The sequence below is a fragment of the Paraburkholderia caballeronis genome, assembly GCF_900104845.1.
Lineage (GTDB): Bacteria > Pseudomonadota > Gammaproteobacteria > Burkholderiales > Burkholderiaceae > Paraburkholderia > Paraburkholderia caballeronis.
Window position 1 is genome coordinate 1,318,704 of the sequence record NZ_FNSR01000002.1, and the last position, 19,511, is coordinate 1,338,214.

At 64.8% G+C, this 19,511-nt stretch carries 19 protein-coding genes; 15 read left to right on the forward strand and 4 right to left on the reverse strand.

The features are described 5' to 3' along the window. Nucleotides 1–22 precede the first annotated feature (22 nt). From BLV92_RS22415 to BLV92_RS22440, 6 genes are read left to right on the forward strand one after another with little or no spacing between them, the layout of a single operon-like run. Nucleotides 23–1,171, forward strand: coding sequence for an aromatic ring-hydroxylating oxygenase subunit alpha (locus tag BLV92_RS22415; protein ID WP_090549026.1), 1,149 nt, complete (start codon nt 23–25; stop codon nt 1,169–1,171). Between the two features lie 37 nt (nt 1,172–1,208). Beyond that, nucleotides 1,209–2,399 (forward strand): ABC transporter ATP-binding protein, encoded by a 1,191-nt coding sequence (locus tag BLV92_RS22420; protein WP_090551336.1) that lies wholly within the window; start codon nt 1,209–1,211, stop codon nt 2,397–2,399. After that, nucleotides 2,396–3,454 carry an ABC transporter substrate-binding protein gene (locus tag BLV92_RS22425; RefSeq protein WP_090549029.1) on the forward strand — a complete coding sequence of 353 codons (1,059 nt, stop codon included), beginning with the start codon at nt 2,396–2,398 and terminating at the stop codon, nt 3,452–3,454. The genes BLV92_RS22420 and BLV92_RS22425 overlap by 4 nt, the downstream gene beginning before the upstream one ends. Nucleotides 3,455–3,508: 54 nt before the next feature. Continuing rightward, the gene (locus BLV92_RS22430; RefSeq protein ID WP_373681887.1) at nt 3,509–4,747 is read left to right on the forward strand and encodes an ABC transporter permease; all 1,239 of its coding nucleotides are present in this window, start codon (nt 3,509–3,511) and stop codon (nt 4,745–4,747) included. A 27-nt stretch (nt 4,748–4,774) separates the two neighbouring features. After that, the gene (locus BLV92_RS22435) at nt 4,775–5,605 is read left to right on the forward strand and encodes an ABC transporter permease (RefSeq protein WP_090549034.1); all 831 of its coding nucleotides are present in this window, start codon (nt 4,775–4,777) and stop codon (nt 5,603–5,605) included. A 39-nt stretch (nt 5,606–5,644) separates the two neighbouring features. Further along, nucleotides 5,645–6,436 (forward strand): phytanoyl-CoA dioxygenase family protein, encoded by a 792-nt coding sequence (locus BLV92_RS22440; protein WP_090549037.1) that lies wholly within the window; start codon nt 5,645–5,647, stop codon nt 6,434–6,436. Here BLV92_RS22440 and BLV92_RS31740 read toward each other — a convergent pair. Further along, nucleotides 6,387–6,731: a type 2 periplasmic-binding domain-containing protein gene (locus BLV92_RS31740; protein ID WP_143040718.1), complete on the reverse strand. Its 345-nt coding sequence runs from the start codon at nt 6,729–6,731 to the stop codon at nt 6,387–6,389. The two genes, BLV92_RS22440 and BLV92_RS31740, sit on opposite strands and share 50 nt — an antisense overlap. 261 nt (nt 6,732–6,992) lie before the next feature. On the opposite strand from BLV92_RS31740, the gene BLV92_RS22445 reads away from it, so the two are divergent. The 5 genes from BLV92_RS22445 to BLV92_RS22465 are packed head-to-tail and all read left to right on the forward strand — an operon-like array spanning nt 6,993 to nt 10,870. After that, nucleotides 6,993–7,820 carry a transporter substrate-binding domain-containing protein gene (locus tag BLV92_RS22445; protein WP_090549040.1) on the forward strand — a complete coding sequence of 276 codons (828 nt, stop codon included), beginning with the start codon at nt 6,993–6,995 and terminating at the stop codon, nt 7,818–7,820. A 59-nt stretch (nt 7,821–7,879) separates the two neighbouring features. After that, nucleotides 7,880–8,530: an amino acid ABC transporter permease gene (locus BLV92_RS22450; protein WP_090549043.1), complete on the forward strand. Its 651-nt coding sequence runs from the start codon at nt 7,880–7,882 to the stop codon at nt 8,528–8,530. Between the two features lie 42 nt (nt 8,531–8,572). Then, nucleotides 8,573–9,235 (forward strand): amino acid ABC transporter permease, encoded by a 663-nt coding sequence (locus BLV92_RS22455; protein WP_090549045.1) that lies wholly within the window; start codon nt 8,573–8,575, stop codon nt 9,233–9,235. 16 nt (nt 9,236–9,251) lie between these two features. Beyond that, complete coding sequence (locus BLV92_RS22460) at nt 9,252–10,112, forward strand: amino acid ABC transporter ATP-binding protein (protein ID WP_090549048.1); 861 nt, start codon at nt 9,252–9,254, stop codon at nt 10,110–10,112. A gap of 35 nt (nt 10,113–10,147) precedes the next feature. Then, nucleotides 10,148–10,870: a class II aldolase and adducin N-terminal domain-containing protein gene (locus tag BLV92_RS22465; RefSeq protein ID WP_090549051.1), complete on the forward strand. Its 723-nt coding sequence runs from the start codon at nt 10,148–10,150 to the stop codon at nt 10,868–10,870. Nucleotides 10,871–11,286: 416 nt separating this feature from the next. On the opposite strand, the gene argE is transcribed toward BLV92_RS22465, so the two are convergent. After that, entirely contained in the window at nt 11,287–12,465 is a 1,179-nt protein-coding gene (gene argE, locus BLV92_RS22470; RefSeq protein WP_309147467.1) for an acetylornithine deacetylase, read from the reverse strand. A 153-nt stretch (nt 12,466–12,618) separates the two neighbouring features. Then, the gene (locus BLV92_RS22475) at nt 12,619–13,563 is read right to left on the reverse strand and encodes a LysR family transcriptional regulator (protein WP_090549056.1); all 945 of its coding nucleotides are present in this window, start codon (nt 13,561–13,563) and stop codon (nt 12,619–12,621) included. A 178-nt stretch (nt 13,564–13,741) separates the two neighbouring features. On the opposite strand from BLV92_RS22475, the gene BLV92_RS22480 reads away from it, so the two are divergent. From BLV92_RS22480 to pcaF, 4 genes are all read left to right on the forward strand, one after another. Then, nucleotides 13,742–15,028, forward strand: coding sequence for a flavin-containing monooxygenase (locus tag BLV92_RS22480; protein ID WP_090549059.1), 1,287 nt, complete (start codon nt 13,742–13,744; stop codon nt 15,026–15,028). Between the two features lie 58 nt (nt 15,029–15,086). Next, nucleotides 15,087–15,515, forward strand: coding sequence for a RidA family protein (locus BLV92_RS22485; RefSeq protein ID WP_090549062.1), 429 nt, complete (start codon nt 15,087–15,089; stop codon nt 15,513–15,515). Then, nucleotides 15,512–16,183 (forward strand): DUF1028 domain-containing protein, encoded by a 672-nt coding sequence (locus BLV92_RS22490; protein ID WP_090549065.1) that lies wholly within the window; start codon nt 15,512–15,514, stop codon nt 16,181–16,183. The genes BLV92_RS22485 and BLV92_RS22490 overlap by 4 nt, the downstream gene beginning before the upstream one ends. 524 nt (nt 16,184–16,707) lie before the next feature. After that, nucleotides 16,708–17,910, forward strand: a complete 1,203-nt coding sequence (gene pcaF, locus BLV92_RS22495; RefSeq protein WP_090549068.1) for a 3-oxoadipyl-CoA thiolase — start codon at nt 16,708–16,710, stop codon at nt 17,908–17,910. 137 nt (nt 17,911–18,047) lie between these two features. Here pcaF and gabD read toward each other — a convergent pair whose 3' ends face one another. Next, on the reverse strand, nt 18,048–19,499 hold the full coding sequence (gene gabD / locus BLV92_RS22500) for an NADP-dependent succinate-semialdehyde dehydrogenase (protein WP_090549071.1): 1,452 nt from the start codon (nt 19,497–19,499) through the stop codon (nt 18,048–18,050). Nucleotides 19,500–19,511: the final 12 nt, after the last annotated feature.

Consider the following 19,511-nt stretch of genomic DNA (forward strand, 5'->3'; position numbering starts at 1 on the left):
CCTATGGGACAGCGGAGGCTGTATGGCAACCCCCTCGATATCGTTGGATCCGGCGGACGATGTCATCCGCCGGTTAAGCGAGAACTGTGCGCGCCCGTTCGAGAACGCCCTCGCGATGCCGCCGGATGTCTACACCTCGTCTGACTTTCTGGCGCGCGAGCAGCGCGACATCTTTCGCCGCGAATGGCTCTGCGTCGGCCGCGCGAGCGCGCTGGCCGAGCCGGGCGACTATCTGACCGCCGATATCGACGGTCAGCCGATCGCCGTGTTGCGCAGCGAGGACGGTACGCTGCGCGCCGTCTCGAACGTCTGCCTGCACCGCATGTCGGTGCTGTTAACGGGGCGGGGCAATGTGCGTCGCATCTCGTGTCCGTACCACGGCTGGACCTACCGGCTCGATGGCGCGCTGAACGGGGCGCCGATGATGGATCGGCAGCCGGGATTCTGTAAAGAATCCTATGCATTGCCGTCGGTCCGCTGTGAGACCTGGCAAGGCTGGATCTACGTGACGCTCGACCCGGCCGCGCCGCCCGTGTCGGCGCAACTGGCCGAACTGACGCCGTTGATCGAGCGCTACGGCATGACTTCGTACATCGAGACTTTCTACGAAGAGCATGTCTGGGATACGAACTGGAAGATTCTCGCCGAGAATTTCATGGAGAGCTACCATCTGCCGATGCTGCATCGGGCAACGGTGGGCCCCCATTCGAAGCTTGAGGAGATGGAGTGCCCGCCGGGCCGGTCCGCGTTCAACTATCACTGGATCACCAAGGAAGCTTCGCTGCCGATCGGCAATGCGCATCCCGACAATACGCGTTTGCAGGGCCACTGGCGCAAGACGACTGCGCTGCTGTCGATCTATCCGACGCACCTGATCACGCTGACGCCTGGCTACTTCTGGTATCTCGTGCTGCAGCCGCTCGGCGTGAACCGCGTCGGCATCTGCTTCGGCGGCGGTCTGGCGCCGGAATTCATCGAGGATCCCAGGGCGGCCGAATACATGGCGACGCTGAAGCAACTGCTCGACGAGGTCAACGCGGAGGATCGGCGCGGTGTCGAGTCGGTGTTTCGCGGCGTGCGCGCGCCGCTCGCGAAGCCCGGGCATCTGAGCCATCTCGAACGGCCGAATTACGATTTCGCGCGTTATCTGGCCGGGCGGCTGTCGGCCTGATGCGACGCTTTCCACGAGACCGGGGTCCCGATCGATGATGTCCAGCCAGGCGTTCATTTCTTTTTCGGGCGTCAGCAAGTCCTACGACGGCATTCATGCCGTCGTCGAGGAACTCGATCTCGACGTGGCGCGCGGCGAATTTCTGTCGCTGCTCGGCCCGTCCGGCTCCGGCAAGACCACCACGCTGATGATGCTCGCGGGCTTCGAATCGCCGACCGACGGTACGATCTTGCTTGACGGCAAGCGCCTCAACGACACGCCGCCGCATCGGCGCGACATCGGGATGGTGTTCCAGAACTATGCGCTGTTTCCGCACATGACGATCGCGCAGAACGTCGCGTTTCCGTTGTCCGTGCGAAAGCTGAGCCGGTCCGAACAGAAGGTGCGGGTCCAGCGCGCGCTCGACATGGTCGAACTCGGGCACCTGGCTGCACGGCATCCCGCGCAGTTGTCGGGCGGTCAGCAGCAACGTGTGGCGCTGGCGCGCGCGCTGGTGTTCGAGCCGAGGGTGGTGCTGATGGACGAGCCGCTCGGCGCGCTCGACAAGCGTCTGCGCGAAACCATGCAGTACGAAATCATGCGTCTGCATCGCGAGCTGGGGCTGACTATCGTCTATGTGACGCACGACCAGAGCGAGGCGCTGACGATGTCGGATCGCGTTGCCGTGTTCTCGGACGGCCGCATCCAGCAGGTCGCCGCGCCGACCGAACTCTACGAGAACGCGCAGAACGCCTTCGTGGCGAACTTCGTCGGCGAGAACAACGATCTGTGCGGACATGTGAGCGCGATCGAGGGCGAGTGGGCCACGCTGATGCTCGCAGGCGGGACGGCGATTCGTGGCCGCTGCGGCAGCGGCCTGGCCGTGGGCGAGGCCGCCATGCTCGCGCTGCGGCCCGAGCGCGCCGCGCTGACGGGCGCGTCCGATGCCGGGTCGGCCGATGTGCGCAACGTGCTGGCCGCGACGGTGCGCGAACTGGTCTACTGCGGCGACCATCACCGCGTTCATCTCGCGCTCGCGGATGGCGAGCGCCTGATCGTGAAAGTGCCGAACACGCAGCGACAGGATCTGCCGCTGCTCGGCGCCGCGACCTGCGTGGTCTGGCGCGGCGACGACTGCAAGGTGCTCGCCGTGCCGCCCGTCCGTCGTCCGGCCGCCTCGCCGGGCCGTTCCGTTTCCGCGTCGTCTTCCACCATTTCGCCCCCTGTCACAGGAGTCACCCGGGTATGAACGCTTCTCGCCTCAAGCCGCGCCCTGGTTCCATCGCAACCGCGCTCGCCTTTGCCCTCTTGCCGACCGCAGCCTTTGCGGCCGATACCCTGTCGGTCGTCACGTTCGGCGGCGCCTACGAAACCGCGGCAGAAAATGCCTGGTTCAAGCCGTTCACCGCCAAGACCGGCACCAGCTTCTCGACCGAGTCCTACGACGGCGGCCTGGCCAAGCTGCAGGCGATGGAGCAGGCGAGGAACCCGACCTGGGATCTGGTCGACATGGAGACCAACGATGCAATCAATGCCTGCGACGAAGGCCTGATCGAGAAACTCGATCCGAAGATGCTCGGCAAGACGGGCGATTTCCTGCCGGGCTCGCTGCTCGACTGCTCGGTGGCCGCGATGGTCTGGTCCACCGTGTATGCGTACGACACGACCCGGTTCAAGGCGCCCCCGACCACCATCGCCGATTTCTTCGATCTCGCGAAATTTCCAGGCAAGCGCGGAATGCGCAAGTCGCCGAAGGCAGCGCTCGAATGGGCGCTGATGGCCGACGGCGTGGCGCCGCACGATGTCTACAAGGTGCTGGCCACGCCGGACGGCGTCAACCGGGCGTTCAAGAAGCTCGATACGATCAAGTCCAGCATTGTCTGGTGGGATGCCGGCTCGCAGGCTCCGCAGCTGCTCGCCGACGGCGCGGTGGTCATGACGCAGGCCTACAACGGCCGGATCGACGCTGCGGTGCATGACGACAAAAAGCCGTTCCGGATCGTCTGGGATGGGCAGGTGTACGACTACGAATGGTGGGCTGTGCCGACTGGCGCGAAGCATGCGGATCAGGCGAAGAAATTCATCGCATTCTCCGCGCAGCCGCAGGCCTATGCCGATCTGTCCAGGTACATCGCCTACGCGCCGCCGCGCAAGGATTCGATCCCGCTGATCGACAAGGCGCGGCTGGCCGACCTGCCGACCGCGCCGGCCAACTTCAAGCATGCGTTGCAGATCGACGCGACGTTCTGGGCCGACAACGCAGACGCGATCGACAAGCGCTTCCAGACCTGGCTGACGCAGTAAGCGCGCCGCGCAGACCGCCAGCATGCGAGCCGGAACGACCCCGTGAATTCGTCCCTGTCTTCTGTATCGGGCGTGCCGTTGCGCGCCGGCGGGCCGGCGGCCTACCGGCGGGCGCGGCGCCAGGCCGCGCTGCGCGCGTTTCTGCTCGCGGCGCCGTTGCTCGTGTTCCTGCTGGCGACCTTTATCGCGCCGATCGCGATCCTGCTCGCGCGCAGCGTGGAGAATCCCGAGGTGCCCCGCGGCATGCCCGCGCTGACGCCGATGCTGCGCGCCTGGGACGGTTCGGGTACCCCGGGCGAACCGGTCTTCGCGGCGCTGGCTGCCGGGCTCGGGCAGGCAGCGGCCGACGGCAGGCTCGGCGACATCGCGCGGCGCATGAACCTCTACGAACCGGAGTTCCGCAGTCTGTTGCTGAAAACTTCTCGAAAGGTGCGTGGGCAGACGCCGGATGCCTGGAAGCCCGCGCTGATCGATTTCGACGCACGTTGGGGACAGCCCGAAACCTGGCGGTTGCTCAAGCGCGCGGCCTCGACGCCGACGCCCGACTATCTGCTGAACGCCATCGATGCGCAGGTCAGACCTGATGGCTCGATCGCGCCTGTGCCGGCAGACAGCGCCGTTTACCGCGCCGCCTTCGGCCGGACGGTCTGGATCAGCGCATCGGTGACGCTGCTCTGTCTGATGTTCGGCTATCCGGTCGCCTATCTGCTCGCGAACCTGCCGCCGAAGCAGAGCAACCGGCTGATGCTGTTCGTGATCGTGCCGTTCTGGACCTCGCTGCTGGTGCGTACGACGGCCTGGTACGTCTTGCTGCAGCCATCCGGTGTCGTCAACCAGGTGTTGATGGCGCTGCATCTGATCGACCATCCCGTGCCGCTGGTCTTCAATCGCATCGGCGTGCTGGTGGGCATGACGCATATCCTGCTGCCCTACATGATTCTCGCGATCTACTCCGTGATGAAGAACGTCTCGCCGGTCTACATGCGCGCCGCGCAGTCGCTCGGCGCCCACCCGGCCACGGCGTTCGTGCGGGTCTATGTGCCGCAGACGCTACCGGGCGTCGGCGCCGGCTGTTTCCTCGTGTTCGTGCTGGCGCTCGGCTATTACATCACGCCGGCGCTGCTCGGCGGGGCGGGCGACGCCATGATCAGTCAGCTGATTGCCTCGCAGACCAACGATCTGCTGAACTGGGGGCTGGCCGGCGCGTTGTCCGCTTATCTGGTCGTATTTACCGCAGTGTTCTACTTCCTGTTCAACCGTCTGGTCGGCATCGACCGGCTGCGCTTCGGCTAGACGCGCGAGACCGGAACGGAGACTCCCATGCCGACACACGAAACCCGACTCGTTTCCACGCGCCTCGCGCTTGCCGGGCTGCGTGTGCACAGTGCGTTGGTGTTTTTCTTTCTGATCGCGCCGATCATCGCGATCGTGCCGCTGTCGTTCAATTCCGGATCCTATTTTTCCTATCCGATGGATGGCTTTTCGCTGCGCTGGTATGCGCAGGCTTTCGGTAGCCAGAACTGGCAGCACGCCTTCGCGAACAGCATGGGCATCGGCGCGGCGGCCACACTGATTTCGACCGGCCTCGGCACACTCGCGGCACTGGGCCTGGCGCGCGCGGACTTTCCGCTGCGCGGGCTGGTCATGCCGCTGCTGATCTCGCCGATGATCATTCCGATCGTGGTCGTCGCGGCCGGCTTCTATCTGGTGTTCGCGCCGCTGGGGCTGGTCGATTCTTACGCGGGCGTCGTGCTCGCGCATGCGGCGCTCGGCACGCCGTTTGTCGTGATTACCGTCACGGCTTCGCTGCTGTCGTTCGACCGCAGCCTGTTGCGCGCGGCGGCCGGACTCGGCGCGTCGCAATGGACGGTGTTCCGGCGCGTGACCCTGCCGCTGATACTACCCGCCGTCGCGACCGGCAGCATCTTCGCATTCGCCACTTCGTTCGACGAGGTGATCGTCATCCTGTTTATCGGCGGTCCCGCTCAGCAGACCGTGCCGCGCCGGATGTGGAGCGGCATCCGCGATCAGATCGATCCGTCGATCCTGGCCGTCGCAACTGTACTGATCGTGTTTGCCGTGGCGCTGTTCAGCAGCATCAACTGGCTGCGTTCGCGCGCGCAGGCGGCCAGCGCGGCGATCGATGCCTGACGGGGCCATTTCCATTCTCTGGACCGAGGAGACCGGGTTATGTTGACGAAGGAGCGGGAAGCATTCGAACAGGATGGCGCCGTGGTGCTGCGCGGCCTGTTTCGCGACTGGATCGACACCTTACGGCAAGGCGTCGAATGCAACGAGGCCGAACCGGGCCCGTGGTTCCGCAACTATACGCCGGAGCGCACGGGCGGCCGCTTCTTCGGCGACTACTGCAACTGGCAGCGCATCGAACCGTTTCGGCGCTTCGTCGAGCAGGGGCCGTCGGCGGCGATCGCGCGCGCCCTGATGGGCTCGCAGTGCGCGCGTATCTTTCACGAGCACGTGCTGGTCAAGGAAGCCGGAGCGGACAAGATCACGCCCTGGCATCACGACGGGCCCTATTACTGTGTGGAGGCGGCCCAGACCGTCAGTCTCTGGATTCCGCTCGATCCCGTGCCGCGCGAAACCTGTGTCGAATTTGTCGCCGGCTCGCACCGCTGGGGCAAGCTGTTCCGGCCGCGCAAGTTCAGCGGCGTAGCCTACGACCATCAGTCCGGGCGGCTTGAGGCGTTGCCCGACATCGAGGCCAATCGCGGCGACTACCGGATGCTTGGCTGGGATCTCGAACCGGGCGATGCGATCGCCTTCGATTTCCATACGGTGCACGGTGCGCCGGGCAACGCTTCGGCCTCGCGGTCGCGACGCGTGGTCTCGTTCCGCTGGCTCGGCGACGATGCCGTCTATGCCGATCGCGGCGGCGAAACCTCGCCTCCCTATCCCCATCTCGCGGCCGTGCTCAAGCCCGGCGATGCGTTGCCGGAAAGCGAGTTTCCGCGCCTCGCCTGAATGCGTTGCATTGGGTGTGCCGCAGGCCGAAGTAATTCCCGGCACTCATGCCGGGAATGTACTGATCTGAAATACAGGCGCGGCGGCGCTGCATGAACGCCTCGGCCAGCCGCAGTCGCCTGGCCGGCGCATAGGTGGCGCGGCCCGGCAGCATTGGGCGGTGTTTTCCCGACAGGCGCGGGCGTGCATGGCGCTTGCCGTCCAGCGATTGATTCGATTTCGGCCGGACGTTGAACCGCGCATGGTTCTGGAAGATGACGCCTGTCTCGCGTTGGTGCGGCGGCCTGGCGGTCACGAGCCTGCCTTCGATGAATATCTCGTCGCGATCGGCCTGCGTGAAACCCGCGATACCGGAACAGCGCCACTACGTTGCATACGAGGCGCACTGAGCGACGTCGTCGGGCTGCATAGCCTGAGATTAGTGGTTGCATTGAAAAACAATATTTTCCCTCGCTTATTGGCCACGTAAATTCGATGCGCTGCTGGAGAAATTGCATGAATTCCGTTGCGGATCTGCGCGGCCAATTTCAAAATCACACCTGTCGGAGCGTTCCATATGAGTTCATTCAAGCACTGGAAGGGCCTTCTTCTCACTCTGGCGTTGTGCGCGGGCAGTCTCTCCGCGCATGCCGACGATTTGCTGAGTCGGGTCAAGCAGCATGGCGAACTGGTAGTCGGCACGGAGATGCAGTTCGCCCCGTTCGACTTCCTGGAGAACGGCCAGCAGGCGGGATTCAACAAGGATCTGTTCGCGGAGGTCGGCAAGATCATCGGCGTCAAGGTGCGGTTCATCGATCTGCCGTGGGAGAGCGTGCTGCCCGGGCTCGATGCCGGCAAGTTCGACATGGTGGCCGGTCCGCTGACGATGACGAAGGCGCGCATGGCACGCTATGCGTTCACCTACCCGATCGCCGATGCTACCGATGCGCTGCTCAAGCGCGCCAACGATACGAGCATCAAGCAATCGTCGGATATCGCCGGCAAGGTGGTCGGCGCGCAGCGAACCAGTGCGCAGGAGGCTCAACTGATGGCCTACGCTGCGTCGTTGAAGCCGGCCCCGACGGAGCGCGGGTACGTCGACAACAATCAGGCCTATGCGGATCTCGCGGCCGGGCGCCTGAGCGCAGTCGCGAATTCTCTGACCAACATCGCGTATGTCGCCAAGCAGCGGCCGACGGTGTTTGCCGTCGTGCAGCCGCCGTTCGGCGTGCAGGTCTATTTCGCGTACTGCATGCGCAAGGATGCTGACAGCCAGAGTCTCGACGACGCATTCAACACGGCACTGGCGACCTTGAACAAGAACGGCACGCTGGGCGCGCTGCAGAAGAAGTGGTTCGGGACGGTCGAACCGATGCCGGCTTCGTTGCCGACGCCGAGCGTCTGATGGAAAGGCTGGGCGAAGCATGGCTTTCGCCCGTCACGACGTTTCACTGACAGGTCGCCATGTTTAGCCTGAATGCCTTCCTCGATGGCTTGCCCTTGTTGCTGCATGCCGCGCTGATGACCGTCGGAGTGTCGGCCGCGGGGCTGGTGCTCGGTTTTTTTGTCGGTCTGGCCGTCTGTTCGGCGCGCCTGTCCGCGTGGCGTGCGCTTCGGATCGCAGCCGATCTGTATGTGCGCGTGTTCCGCGGTATTCCGATGCTCGTGCAGTTGCTGCTTGTGTATTACCTGCTGCCGTTCGTCGGCATCAACGTGTCGCCGCTGGTGGCGGCGATCGGGACGATGTCGTTGTGTTCGGCGGCCTATGTGGCGGAGATCCTGCGTGGCGGCTTCGTGACTCTGCCGCCCGGACAGATCGAGGCGGCGCGCATGCTCGGCTTTTCGTCTCTGGATCGCCTGTGGCGCATCGAGGTGCCCCAGGTGGTGCGCGCGACGCTGCCCCTGCTGGTCAACGAGATGGTGCTGCTGATCAAGGCATCGTCGCTGATCTCGGTGGTTGGCGTCGCGGAGATCACGCGCACGGCGCAGAACATTGCGGCAAGCACCTATCAGCCGCTCGAAGCCTATACGGCGGCGGGGCTGATCTATTTCGTAATCTGTGGAACGCTTGCGCTGTTCGTGCATGCTGCCGAGCGGCGCCTGAACGCCGCTTGAGCCCGCGCGCCGCACGCAACCGTTCGCCATCGAGGAAAGCCGATGTCGGGTTTTGATCCTGCTGTCATTACGCACAACCTGCCGGAGATCGGTTCGGGCCTGGTCATGACGATCGGCACATGGGCCGTCAGCCTCGCGATCGGCGCGCTGATCGGTTTCGTCGTTGCGCTGATGCAGCAGTTTTGCGGGCGCGGCGTGAGGGCGGTGTTGCGTATCTATATCGAGTTGTTCCGCGGCACGCCGTTTCTCGTGCAGCTATTCCTGCTGTACTACGGTGGCCCGGCGTTCGGGCTGACGCTGCTGCCCCTGGTGGCCGGCGTGGCGAGTCTCTCGCTTTACGCGGGCGCGTATTTCTCCGAGGTATTTCGTTCCGGATTCTCGTCAGTGCCGCGCGGGCATCTGGAAGCCGCGTCGTGCCTGGGGTTGACGCGCTGGCAGGCGATCAGGCGAGTACAGTTGCCGCAGATGCTGGTGCTGATCCTGCCCGCCATGACGAATCTGGCGATCGTGCTGAGCAAGGAAACCGCCGTGCTGTCGATCGTGACCGTGCCGGAACTGACCTTCGTGTTGACCGGTATCGGCTCGGCGACGTTCGCGTTCGTCGAAACGCTGCTCGTGCTGTCGCTGTGCTATCTGCTGCTGGTCGAGCTTGCGAGTTCGGCGGGCCGTTGGGCGGAGCGGCGTGTCGGCCGCTTTATCGCATGAATTCCACGAGGCGGGTATGAGTGATTCGAGCGACATCGTGCAACTGCCTGTATCGGCTGCATCGACCTCGGCGGCAGCGCTGGTCGAGGTGCGGGGGCTGTACAAGCGCTACGGCGCGGTGGACGTGTTGCGCGGCGTCGATCTGACGATCGCCAGGTCCGAGGTGACCTGCATTATCGGGCCGTCGGGTTCCGGCAAGAGCACGCTGCTGCGCTGCCTGGCCGCGCTGGAGACATACGACCACGGCGAAGTGCGCATCGAAGGCCAATTGCTAGGTTATGTCGAACGCGGCGGCCGGCGCGTGCGCGCGACGGCCAGCGAGATCAACCGGGTTCGTCGCAACGTCGGCATGGTATTCCAGCAGTTCAACCTGTGGCCGCACATGTCCGCGCTCGCGAACGTCAAGGAAGCCCTGCTGCGCGTGAGCGGCCTGTCGAATGCCGACGCGACGCAGCGCGCCGGCCGGATGCTGGAGATGGTGGGCATGTCGTACCGTGCCGACGCCTATCCGACGAAACTGTCGGGCGGCCAGCAGCAGCGCGTGGCGATTGCGCGTGCGCTGGCGATGGAGCCGCACATCATGCTGTTCGACGAGCCGACCTCGGCGCTCGATCCCGAACTCGTCGGCGAAGTCCTGCAGGTCATGAAACAGCTCGCGCGCGACGGCATGACGATGGCGGTCGTCACGCACGAAATGGGGTTCGCGGCACAGATGGCCGATACCGTCGTGTTTATCGACCAGGGGCGTATTGCCGTGCGGGGCGCGCCGGGCGACGTGTTCCGCGCTTCGGAGAATCCGCGGCTCAAGCAGTTCCTGCAGAACTATCTGGATCGGAACGCGTTCTGGTCCGACGGCAGCCCAGACCGTCGCGCATGATTCGTGCGCCGCTTTCACTGATTTTCCCGGAACCCATGAACGAAGCCCAATTGCGTATCGATCTCGCCGCGGCATTCCGCTGCTTTGCCCGTCTCGGCATGCACGAGGCGGTGGCGAATCATTTGAGTGCGGCCGTTTCGCCGGACGGCCGGCAGTTCCTGATGAACCCGAAATGGAAGCATTTTTCGCGTATCTGCGCCAGCGATCTGGTGCTGGTCGATGCGGACGATTCGAGCAGTCTGAGGAATGGCGAAATCGATCCGACCGCATGGGCGATTCACGGGCAGCTGCATCGCCGCTTGCCGCACGTGCGCGTTGCGATGCATCTGCACCCCGTCTATGCGACCGCGATTTCGACGCTGAAGGATCCGACCATCCAGCCGATCGAGCAGAACACGGCGCGCTACTTCAACCGGGTGGCGCTGGATGCGGCGTTCGGCGGCATGGCCGATACCGAGGCCGAAGGCGAGCGCCTGGTGCGGCTGCTGGGCGATCACTCGCGGCTGATGATGTGCAATCACGGCGTAATGGTGACCGCGCCGACCATCGGCGAGGCCTTCGACGACATGTACACGCTCGAACGCGCCTGCCAGATCCTGGCGACCGCCTACGCGACGAACCGGCCCCTCCATATTCTGACGGACGAAGTGGCTGAGAAGACGGCGCGCGACTGGGAGGGCATTCGCGATTTTTCGCTCGCCCATTTCGAGGAAATGAAACGGATTCTCGACCGTGAGGATCCGTCGTATGCGGCGTGACCATGCCGGGCGCCGTATGCTGTCTGCGCGCATGCAGTCTGCCTTCCGCGCATGAAGCGACGTCTGGCTGCGCCCGCGCATGCGCGGGATGCGCGCAATATCGACGAGCTGCGTCTGGCCGCGCGGCGCCATCTGCCGCATTTTTGCACGTCGGTGGATAGCCTGTGTCGGCGTTTCCTGCGGCGCGCGACTGGCGCTGCTGGCGCTGCTGGTGCTGCTACGCAGCCGTGTTCCGCGCAGACGATGTCCTAATGAGCCTGCCCGAATTAGCGTCACGACCGGAGAGGGTTGCTGCAGCGTATGTGATCCGCCGGCACCAGCCCGGTGTCGAATACGCCGACGATCGCGCCGTCAGCAGCAGCAGGTGGATCGGCATGCCGACAGGTCTTCGCCCCGGCTGAGGACGGCGACCGGTGTCATGCGCCGGGTGTCCATCCCGGCTCGCCGAGCCTGTCGACGAGCGTATCCATGAAAGTCAGGCACTTCGAGAGCTGCTCGTACGTCACATATTCGTCGGCCTTGTGCGCCTGTTCGATCCCGCCGGGGCCGCAGACGACGGTCGGAATACCGATCGCCTGGAACAGCCCGCCTTCGGTGCCGAACGACAGCGTGCGAACCTGATCGTTGCCGACCGCCTCGCAGGCGAGCCGTTTGAGCCATGCTGCGTCGGATTCGTCCGCGAGTCCCGGATAGGCGACCAGTTGCTGCCACTCGATATCGCTGTCCTGGTAGGTGGCGCGCATTTCGGCAATCAGTTCGTTCGCGGCGTACGTTCGCGCGGAATCGAGCAGAGCCGCGGGTGATTCGTCCGGCAGATTGCGAATCTCGAACTCCACCTCTGCGTGATCGGGAATCACGTTGAGCGCAATTCCGCCGTGAATCCTGCCGGTATGAACCGTGGTGTATGGCGGGTCGAAACGCTCGTCGTGCTGGCCGTGTTGTCTGAGATCGCGCGCGGTACGGCGCAGAAACGTGACAAGTTCCGCCGCAAAATCGGCCGCATTGACGCCCAGGTGCGTCAGCGCCGAGTGCCCGGCCAGCCCCCTCACGCAGCATCGGTAGGCGAGCTTGCCCTTGTGGGCGACGGCGACGCGCATGCCGGTCGGTTCACCGATGATGCAGCCTGCCGGCTTGACAGGGGCCTGCGCCAGTCGGGCCAGCAGAGGACGCACGCCGACACAGCCGATCTCCTCGTCGTAGCTGAAGGCCAGATGGATCGGAGTATCGGTACAGGCCTGCACGAAACGCGGGACGACGGCGCACACGGCAGCGATGAATCCCTTCATGTCCGCGACGCCTCGCCCGTAGACGCGGTCGGCCGCGCGGGTCAGCTCGAATGGCGGCATTGTCCACGGCTGGCCGGCCGTCGGTACGACGTCCGTATGTCCCGACAGGCACAGCCCGGGACGATCCGTCGGGCCGATCGTGGCGAACAGGCTGGCCTTGGTGCGTGCGTCGTCGTACACGAGTGTCGAGGCGACGCCGCAGCTATTCAGATAGTCCTGTACGAACGCCATGAGCGGCAGATTCGATTCCGAACTGCGCGTATCGAAGCGGATCAGGTGTTCCAGCAGGTCGAGCGTGGATGGCAGCAATGGGTGCGTCATGGCGAGGTAGGCGTCAATTGTCTGCTTCCTGCGGTTTGCATCGGTACGGTTTCGATACCTTGGTCAGCAGCGTTCCGCTAATTTATGGTCTGCCGTATTTAAGGGAAATAAATTTAAAAAAATTCATTGCATAAGTCTTCGCTATGCATCGCCTGAAGAGCTGGGGATCTGGCGCAGAGCGTGAACGTGCGCTTCGCAGAACTCGGCGAAGCGCTTGATGATCTGGCGGGGTTTCATGCTGCGCGACTGGGCGATGCCGAGCGTGGTTGCCGTGACTTCGTCGCGGAACGGGCGCATGACGAAATCCGCGCCATCGGTCGTGCGCGTCGATTTCAGCGGAAAGTTCAAGATGCTGTAGCCGAGGCCGTTCGCGACCAGACCGCGCACGACTTCGGGCTGAGCCGACCGGAATGCCGGTACGGGGCGGCGTCCAAGCGGATCGAACAGCGCCATGAAATATTCGCGGCTATGAGGCAGGTCGAGCTGCACGTAGGGTTCGTCGAGCAGATCCGCGAGTGCGACGCTGGAGGTTCCTGCGAGCGGATGTCGTTCGGGCAGGATCGCGTAGGGAGGGAGCGTGGCGAGCGGCATGAAGGCAATGTCGTCCTCAAGATCGAGGCTATAGGTCAGCGCAAGATCGAGCGTGCCATCGTGCAGACCGCGCAGCAGATCGTCCTGATGGGCTTCGTGCGTATCGAACTGGACGCCGGGGAAATCGCTGAGGAAGCGACTGATGAGCATGGGCATGAGCGGTGGCGCGAGCGATGCGAGGCAGCCGAGCGCGATCGTCCCCGACATGCCGCCGTCCAGTTCGCGCGCGCTGGCCTGCAGTTCTTCCGCGTTTTTCAGCAGATTGCGCGCGAGGCCCAGCATGTCTCGCCCGGCCGTGGTCAGCGACAGCCCGCTTGCATGATGGCGGATGAACAGCTGCACGTCGAACGAGGCTTCGAGTTCGGCCAGGGCGGTCGAGATCGACGGCTGCGAGATGTGCAGTTTCCGGGCCGCCGCGGTGAATGACAGCACTTCCGCCGTGACGACGAAGTAGCGCAGCTGGCGCAGCGAATATCGCAATTGAGGAATGTCCATCGATACGCTCCGGGCGGATGAGAGTTATGCCGCAGCCGATTGTGCAGTGGTCAAATTAGCCTGCATAGCCAAAAACGATCTTATGCATTTTTGAAATATGTTTTCCGGATGTCCAGGCAGAGCGTAAATTTTTTGCGTGTTCCGATTGCGATCGGGCGGCCCTCAACCGGAGATCACCGTGACAGTGGAAATGACGTCGACAGACACGCTCGTGGTAGGCGCAGGCCAGGCCGGCGTGGCGATGAGCGAACATTTGGGTAGGCTCGGGGTGCCGCACCTCGTGGTGGAGCGCGATCGTATCGCGGAGAGCTGGCGGACCCGGCGATGGGATTCGCTGGTCGCCAACGGACCGGCCTGGCACGACCGCTTCCCGGGGATGGAGTTCGACGGACTCGATCCGGGTTCGTTCGTGCCGAAGGAGCAGGTCGCGTCCTATTTCGAGGCTTATGCGAAGCGGATCGATGCGCCGATCCGTACCGGCGTCGAGGTTCGCCGGGTGACCCGGAATACGGGGCGGCCGGGTTTTTCGGTGGAGACGTCGGACGGCATGATCGATGCCCGGCGTGTCGTGGTGGCGACGGGGCCGTTCCAGCGTCCGGTGATTCCTGCGATCGCGCCGCGCGACCCGGCGCTGTTCCAGATTCATTCGGCCGCTTACCGCAATTCGGCGCAATTGCCGGCGGGCGGCGTACTGGTGGTCGGCGCGGGATCGTCGGGTGTGCAGATTGCCGAGGAGTTGCTTCGCGCGGGGCGTGCCGTGTATCTGTCTGTCGGGCCTCACGACCGGCCACCACGTCGTTATCGCGGCCGGGATTTCTGCTGGTGGCTCGGCGTGCTCGGCGAATGGGAGAAGGAAGTGGCGCAGCCGGGCCGGGAGCACGTCACGATCGCGGTGAGCGGCGCGCGCGGCGGGTACACGGTGGATTTCCGGCAACTCGCACATCAGGGCATGACGCTGGTCGGCGTGACGCAATCGTTCGAGAACGGTGTCGCCGCATTCGCGCCCGATCTCGCTGACAATCTCGCGCGCGGCGACGAGAATTACCTGACGGTGCTGGATACGGCCGACGCCTATGCCGCGCGCAACGGCCTGGATCTGCCGGAAGAACCCGAGGCCCGCGTGATCCTGCCCGATCCGGCGTGCGTCACGGATCCGGTGCTCGAACTGGATCTGGCCGCAGCCGGCATCACGTCGATCGTCTGGGCCACCGGCTATGCGGTCGATTTCGGCTGGCTGGACGTCGACGCATTCGGTGCGAACGGCAAGCCGCTGCACCAGCGCGGCGTGTCGGTCGAGCCGGGGCTTTACTTCATCGGCTTGCCGTGGCTGTCGTGTCGTGCGTCCGCATTCATCTGGGGCGTCTGGCGCGACGCCCAGCGCGTCGCGGAGCATATCGACACCCAGCGCAAATATTTTGCCCATCACGATGCCATACAACACGGCCGGGAGACGTCCGCGGCATGAGCCGGGACGATAGATTCCGGCCTCGCTTGCCACCTTTAGACAATCACAGGACGTTTCCATGAGCCATCTTCGCATCCGTCAATTCAATACCCGCGAGACCTATCCGGAGCAGAAACTCGACAACGACCTGTGCCAGGCCGTGGTCGCTAACGGCATCGTGTTCCTGCGCGGGCAGATCGGCCAGGATCTCGATACGCGGGAGTCGGTCGGCGTCGGTGATGTCGCTGCACAGGCCGAGAAGGCCATGGCGAACATCGCGATGCTGCTGGACGAGGCGGGCAGCAAGCTCGAAGACATCTGCAAGGTCACGATTTACCTCGTCGATATACGGTATCGCGAGGCTGTCTACAACGTCGTTGGCCGCTGGCTCAAGGGTGTCTATCCGGTGTCGACCGGCATCGTCGTGTCGGCGCTCGCGCGTCCCGAATGGCTCGTCGAGATCGATGCGACGGCCGTCATTTCGCAGCCGACGGGAGGCGCATCATGACTTTTTCGCTGGCAGGCCGGTGCGCGCGCACCGGTGCGATGGGCGGTGTCGTCTGCAGCTCCAGTATCGCCGTGCCGAGCCGATGCCTGTGGGGCAGCGCGCAGGGGGTCGTCTTGAGCCAGAACGTGACCGATCCTCGTCTCGGCGTGCTCGGCATTCAACTGCTGAAGCAAGGATTCGGTGCCGGCAGCGTCGTGACTCAAATGGTGGCGGCGCGGGCCAATGCGCAATGGCGGCAGTTGGCCTCGATCGACACGGATGGCGAGACCGCCGTTTTCACCGGGGAGAACGGGCTTGGCACCACGGCCACCGTGATGGGACGGGATTGTGTCGCGGCCGGTAATCTGCTCGCGAACGAAGAGGTGATCGCGGCGATGGTGAAAGCGTTCGAGGCACGGGCCGATGCTTTTCTTGCCGAACGACTGCTGGCGGCGCTGGAAGCGGGCGCGGATGCTGGAGGAGAGGCTGGGCCGGTTCATTCCGCCGGCTTCTGCGTGTTCGACAACGATGTCTGGCCAGTTGCCGAATTGCGTGTGGACTGGTCCGAAACGCCGATCGCCGATCTACGGGCGCTCTGGCTGCGCTACGCACCGCAGATGAATGATTACGCGACTCGCGCGAGGAATCCGGAGGCCGCGCCATCGTATGGCGTGCCGGGCGATCTTTGAAACTTAACCACTGCGTCGCATTCGGCCTGATGTCCCGTTCCGCTGATTCGCGAACAAAGTCTTCATTGATTCGTCGTGACGCGTCCTGAACCGCCATAGAACATGTCGCCGCGTTAAGGGCATCGGGACCCCAGGCCGGAAAATCCTGTTTGACAGGGGTTTTCCGGTTTTTTCTTTTGCTGCCGGGCATTCCTCGGCTGCCATCGGCTTTTTCCTGATGGGCCTGCTGCCCGTCATTCGGAGCCGGAAGGGTGATCCGGCGGTCAATCCACGGGCTCGCCCTTCATTATCTGCATGCGTGCCCGGGTATCCTCCGCAACAACTTCTACCTGCCTCACTTCCTGTACTGTACGAATACCGCGCCCCGCGGCTTGCTTGACACCCATCCGGCCGCGCGCCTATCATGAGCGCCAAATGTTCGTCAAACGATCATCGGTTCGTATGGCGAACTTCATGCGCAACTGGACCCGCGCGCCCGATGCCTTCCCGTTGTCGCCCGCGCACCAGTCAAACCGGAGATATTGATGACGGAAGCTTTTCTTTGCGACGCGATTCGCACCCCGATCGGCCGTTACGCGGGCTCGCTCGCGCAGGTTCGCGCCGACGACCTCGGCGCGGTGCCGCTGAAGGCGCTGATCGAGCGCAACAAGGAAGTCGATTGGACCGCGATCGACGACGTGATCTACGGCTGCGCGAACCAGGCCGGCGAGGACAACCGCAACGTCGCGCGGATGTCGCTGCTGCTGGCCGGTCTGCCCGACAACGTGCCGGGCTCGACGGTGAACCGGCTGTGCGGTTCCGGGATGGACGCGGTCGGCATCGCCGCGCGCGCGATCAAGTCGGGCGAGGCCGGGCTGATGATCGCGGGCGGCGTCGAAAGCATGAGCCGCGCGCCGTTCGTGATGGGCAAGGCGACGAGCGCGTTTTCGCGCGACGCCGCGATCTACGACACGACGATCGGCTGGCGCTTCGTGAACCCGCTGATGAAGCAGCAGTACGGCGTCGATTCGATGCCGGAAACGGGCGAGAACGTCGCGCAGGATTACAGCGTGAGCCGCGCGGACCAGGACCTGTTCGCGCTGCGCAGCCAGCAGAAGGCGGCGCGCGCGCAGCAGGACGGCACGCTCGCGCAGGAAATCGTGTCGGTCACGATTCCGCAGAAGAAGGGTGATCCGGTGGTCGTGTCGCGCGACGAGCATCCGCGCGAAACGAGCATCGAGGCGCTCGCGAAGCTGAAGGGCGTCGTGCGTCCGGACGGCTCGGTGACGGCCGGCAACGCGTCGGGCGTGAACGACGGCGCGGCCGCGCTGCTGCTCGCGAACGAGGAAAACGCAAAGCGCTTCGGCCTGACGCCGCGTGCGCGCGTGCTCGGCATCGCGACGGCCGGCGTGGCGCCGCGCGTGATGGGCATCGGCCCGGCGCCGGCGACGCAGAAGCTGCTCGCGCGCCTCGGTATGAAGATCGACCAGTTCGACGTGATCGAGCTGAACGAAGCGTTTGCGTCGCAGGGTCTCGCGGTGCTGCGTTTGCTCGGCGTCGCGGACGACGATCCCCGCGTGAACCCGAACGGCGGCGCGATTGCGCTCGGCCATCCGCTCGGTATGAGCGGCGCGCGTCTCGTGACGACGGCGATGTATCAACTGCATCGCACCCAGGGGCGTTACGCGCTGTGCACGATGTGCATCGGCGTCGGCCAGGGCATTGCGATCGCGATCGAACGCATCTGATCCGACTGACGACGCGACGGTAACGGCGGCGTGCGGCGCGGTCATCGGCGCCGACCGATGCTCGCGCGGCGCGCCGCCGTTCTGCTTCTTCAGGTCCGGCCGACGCATCGGCCGGACCTGCGGCGTTCACCGCCGCATCACATTCCCGCCATGCACAGATACTTGATCACGACATAGTCGTCGATCCCGTAGTGCGACCCTTCCCGCCCGATCCCCGACTGCTTGACGCCGCCGAACGGCGCGACCTCGTTCGAGATCAGTCCGGTGTTGATCCCGACCATCCCGTATTCGAGCGCCTCGGCCACGCGCCACACGCGGCCGATGTCGCGGCTGTAGAAATAGGCGGCCAGTCCGAACTCGGTGTCGTTCGCCATCGCGATCACCTCGTCGTCGGACGAGAAGCGGAACAGCGGCGCGAGCGGGCCGAACGTTTCGTCGCGCGCGACCTTCATGGTCGGCGTCACGTCCGCGAGCACGGTCGGTTCGAAGAAGCCGTGGCCGAGCGCATGCCGCTTGCCGCCGACGAGCACGCGCGCGCCGTTCGCGAGCGCGTCCTCGATGTGCGATTCGACCTTGCGCACCGCCGCGTCGTTGATCAGCGGACCTTGCGTGACGCCCGCGTCGGTGCCGAGCCCGACCTTCAACTGGCCGACCGCGTCGCAGAGTTTCTTCGCGAACGCGTCGTACACGCGGTCGTGCACGTAGAAGCGGTTCGTGCATACGCACGTCTGCCCGCTGTTGCGATACTTCGATGCGATCGCGCCGGCGACGGCCGCGTCGAGGTCCGCGTCGTCGAACACGATGAACGGCGCGTTGCCGCCCAGTTCCAGCGACACCTTCTTCACGGTCGGCGCGCACTGGCCCATCAGCAGACGGCCGACCGGCGTCGAGCCGGTGAACGACAGCTTGCGCACGGTCGGGTTGCCGGTCAGCTCGGAGCCGATCGCCTTCGGGTCGCCGGTCACGACGTTGAGCACGCCGGCCGGCACGCCCGCGCGCTGCGCGAGCACCGCGAGCGCGAGCGCGGAGAACGGCGTCGCTTCGGCGGGCTTCACGACGATCGGACAGCCGGCCGCGAGCGCGGGGCCGACCTTGCGGGTAATCATCGCGGCCGGGAAGTTCCACGGCGTGATCGCCGCGCAGACGCCGACCGGCTCCTTCGTGACGACGATGCGGCGGTCCGCGGCCGGCGTCGGGATCGTGTCGCCGTAGACGCGCTTGCCTTCCTCCGCGAACCATTCGATGAACGACGCCGCGTACAGGATCTCGCCCTTCGCCTCCGCGAGCGGCTTGCCCTGCTCGGTCGTCAGGATCAGCGCGAGGTCGTCCGCGTGTTCGAGCATCAGGTCGTACCAGCGGCGCAGGATCGCCGCGCGCTCTTTGGCGGTCTTCGCGCGCCATGCGGGCCACGCGGCGTTCGCGGCCGCGATCGCGCGGCGCGTTTCCGATACGCCCATGTGCGGCACCGAGCCGATCAGTTGGCCGGTCGCCGGGTTCACCACGTCGAATGTCGAATCGTCGTCCGCGCGCTGCCATTCGCCGGCGATCCACGCGTTCGTTTGCAGCAGCGTCGGGTCTTTCAGGTTCATGCTTGTCTCCGA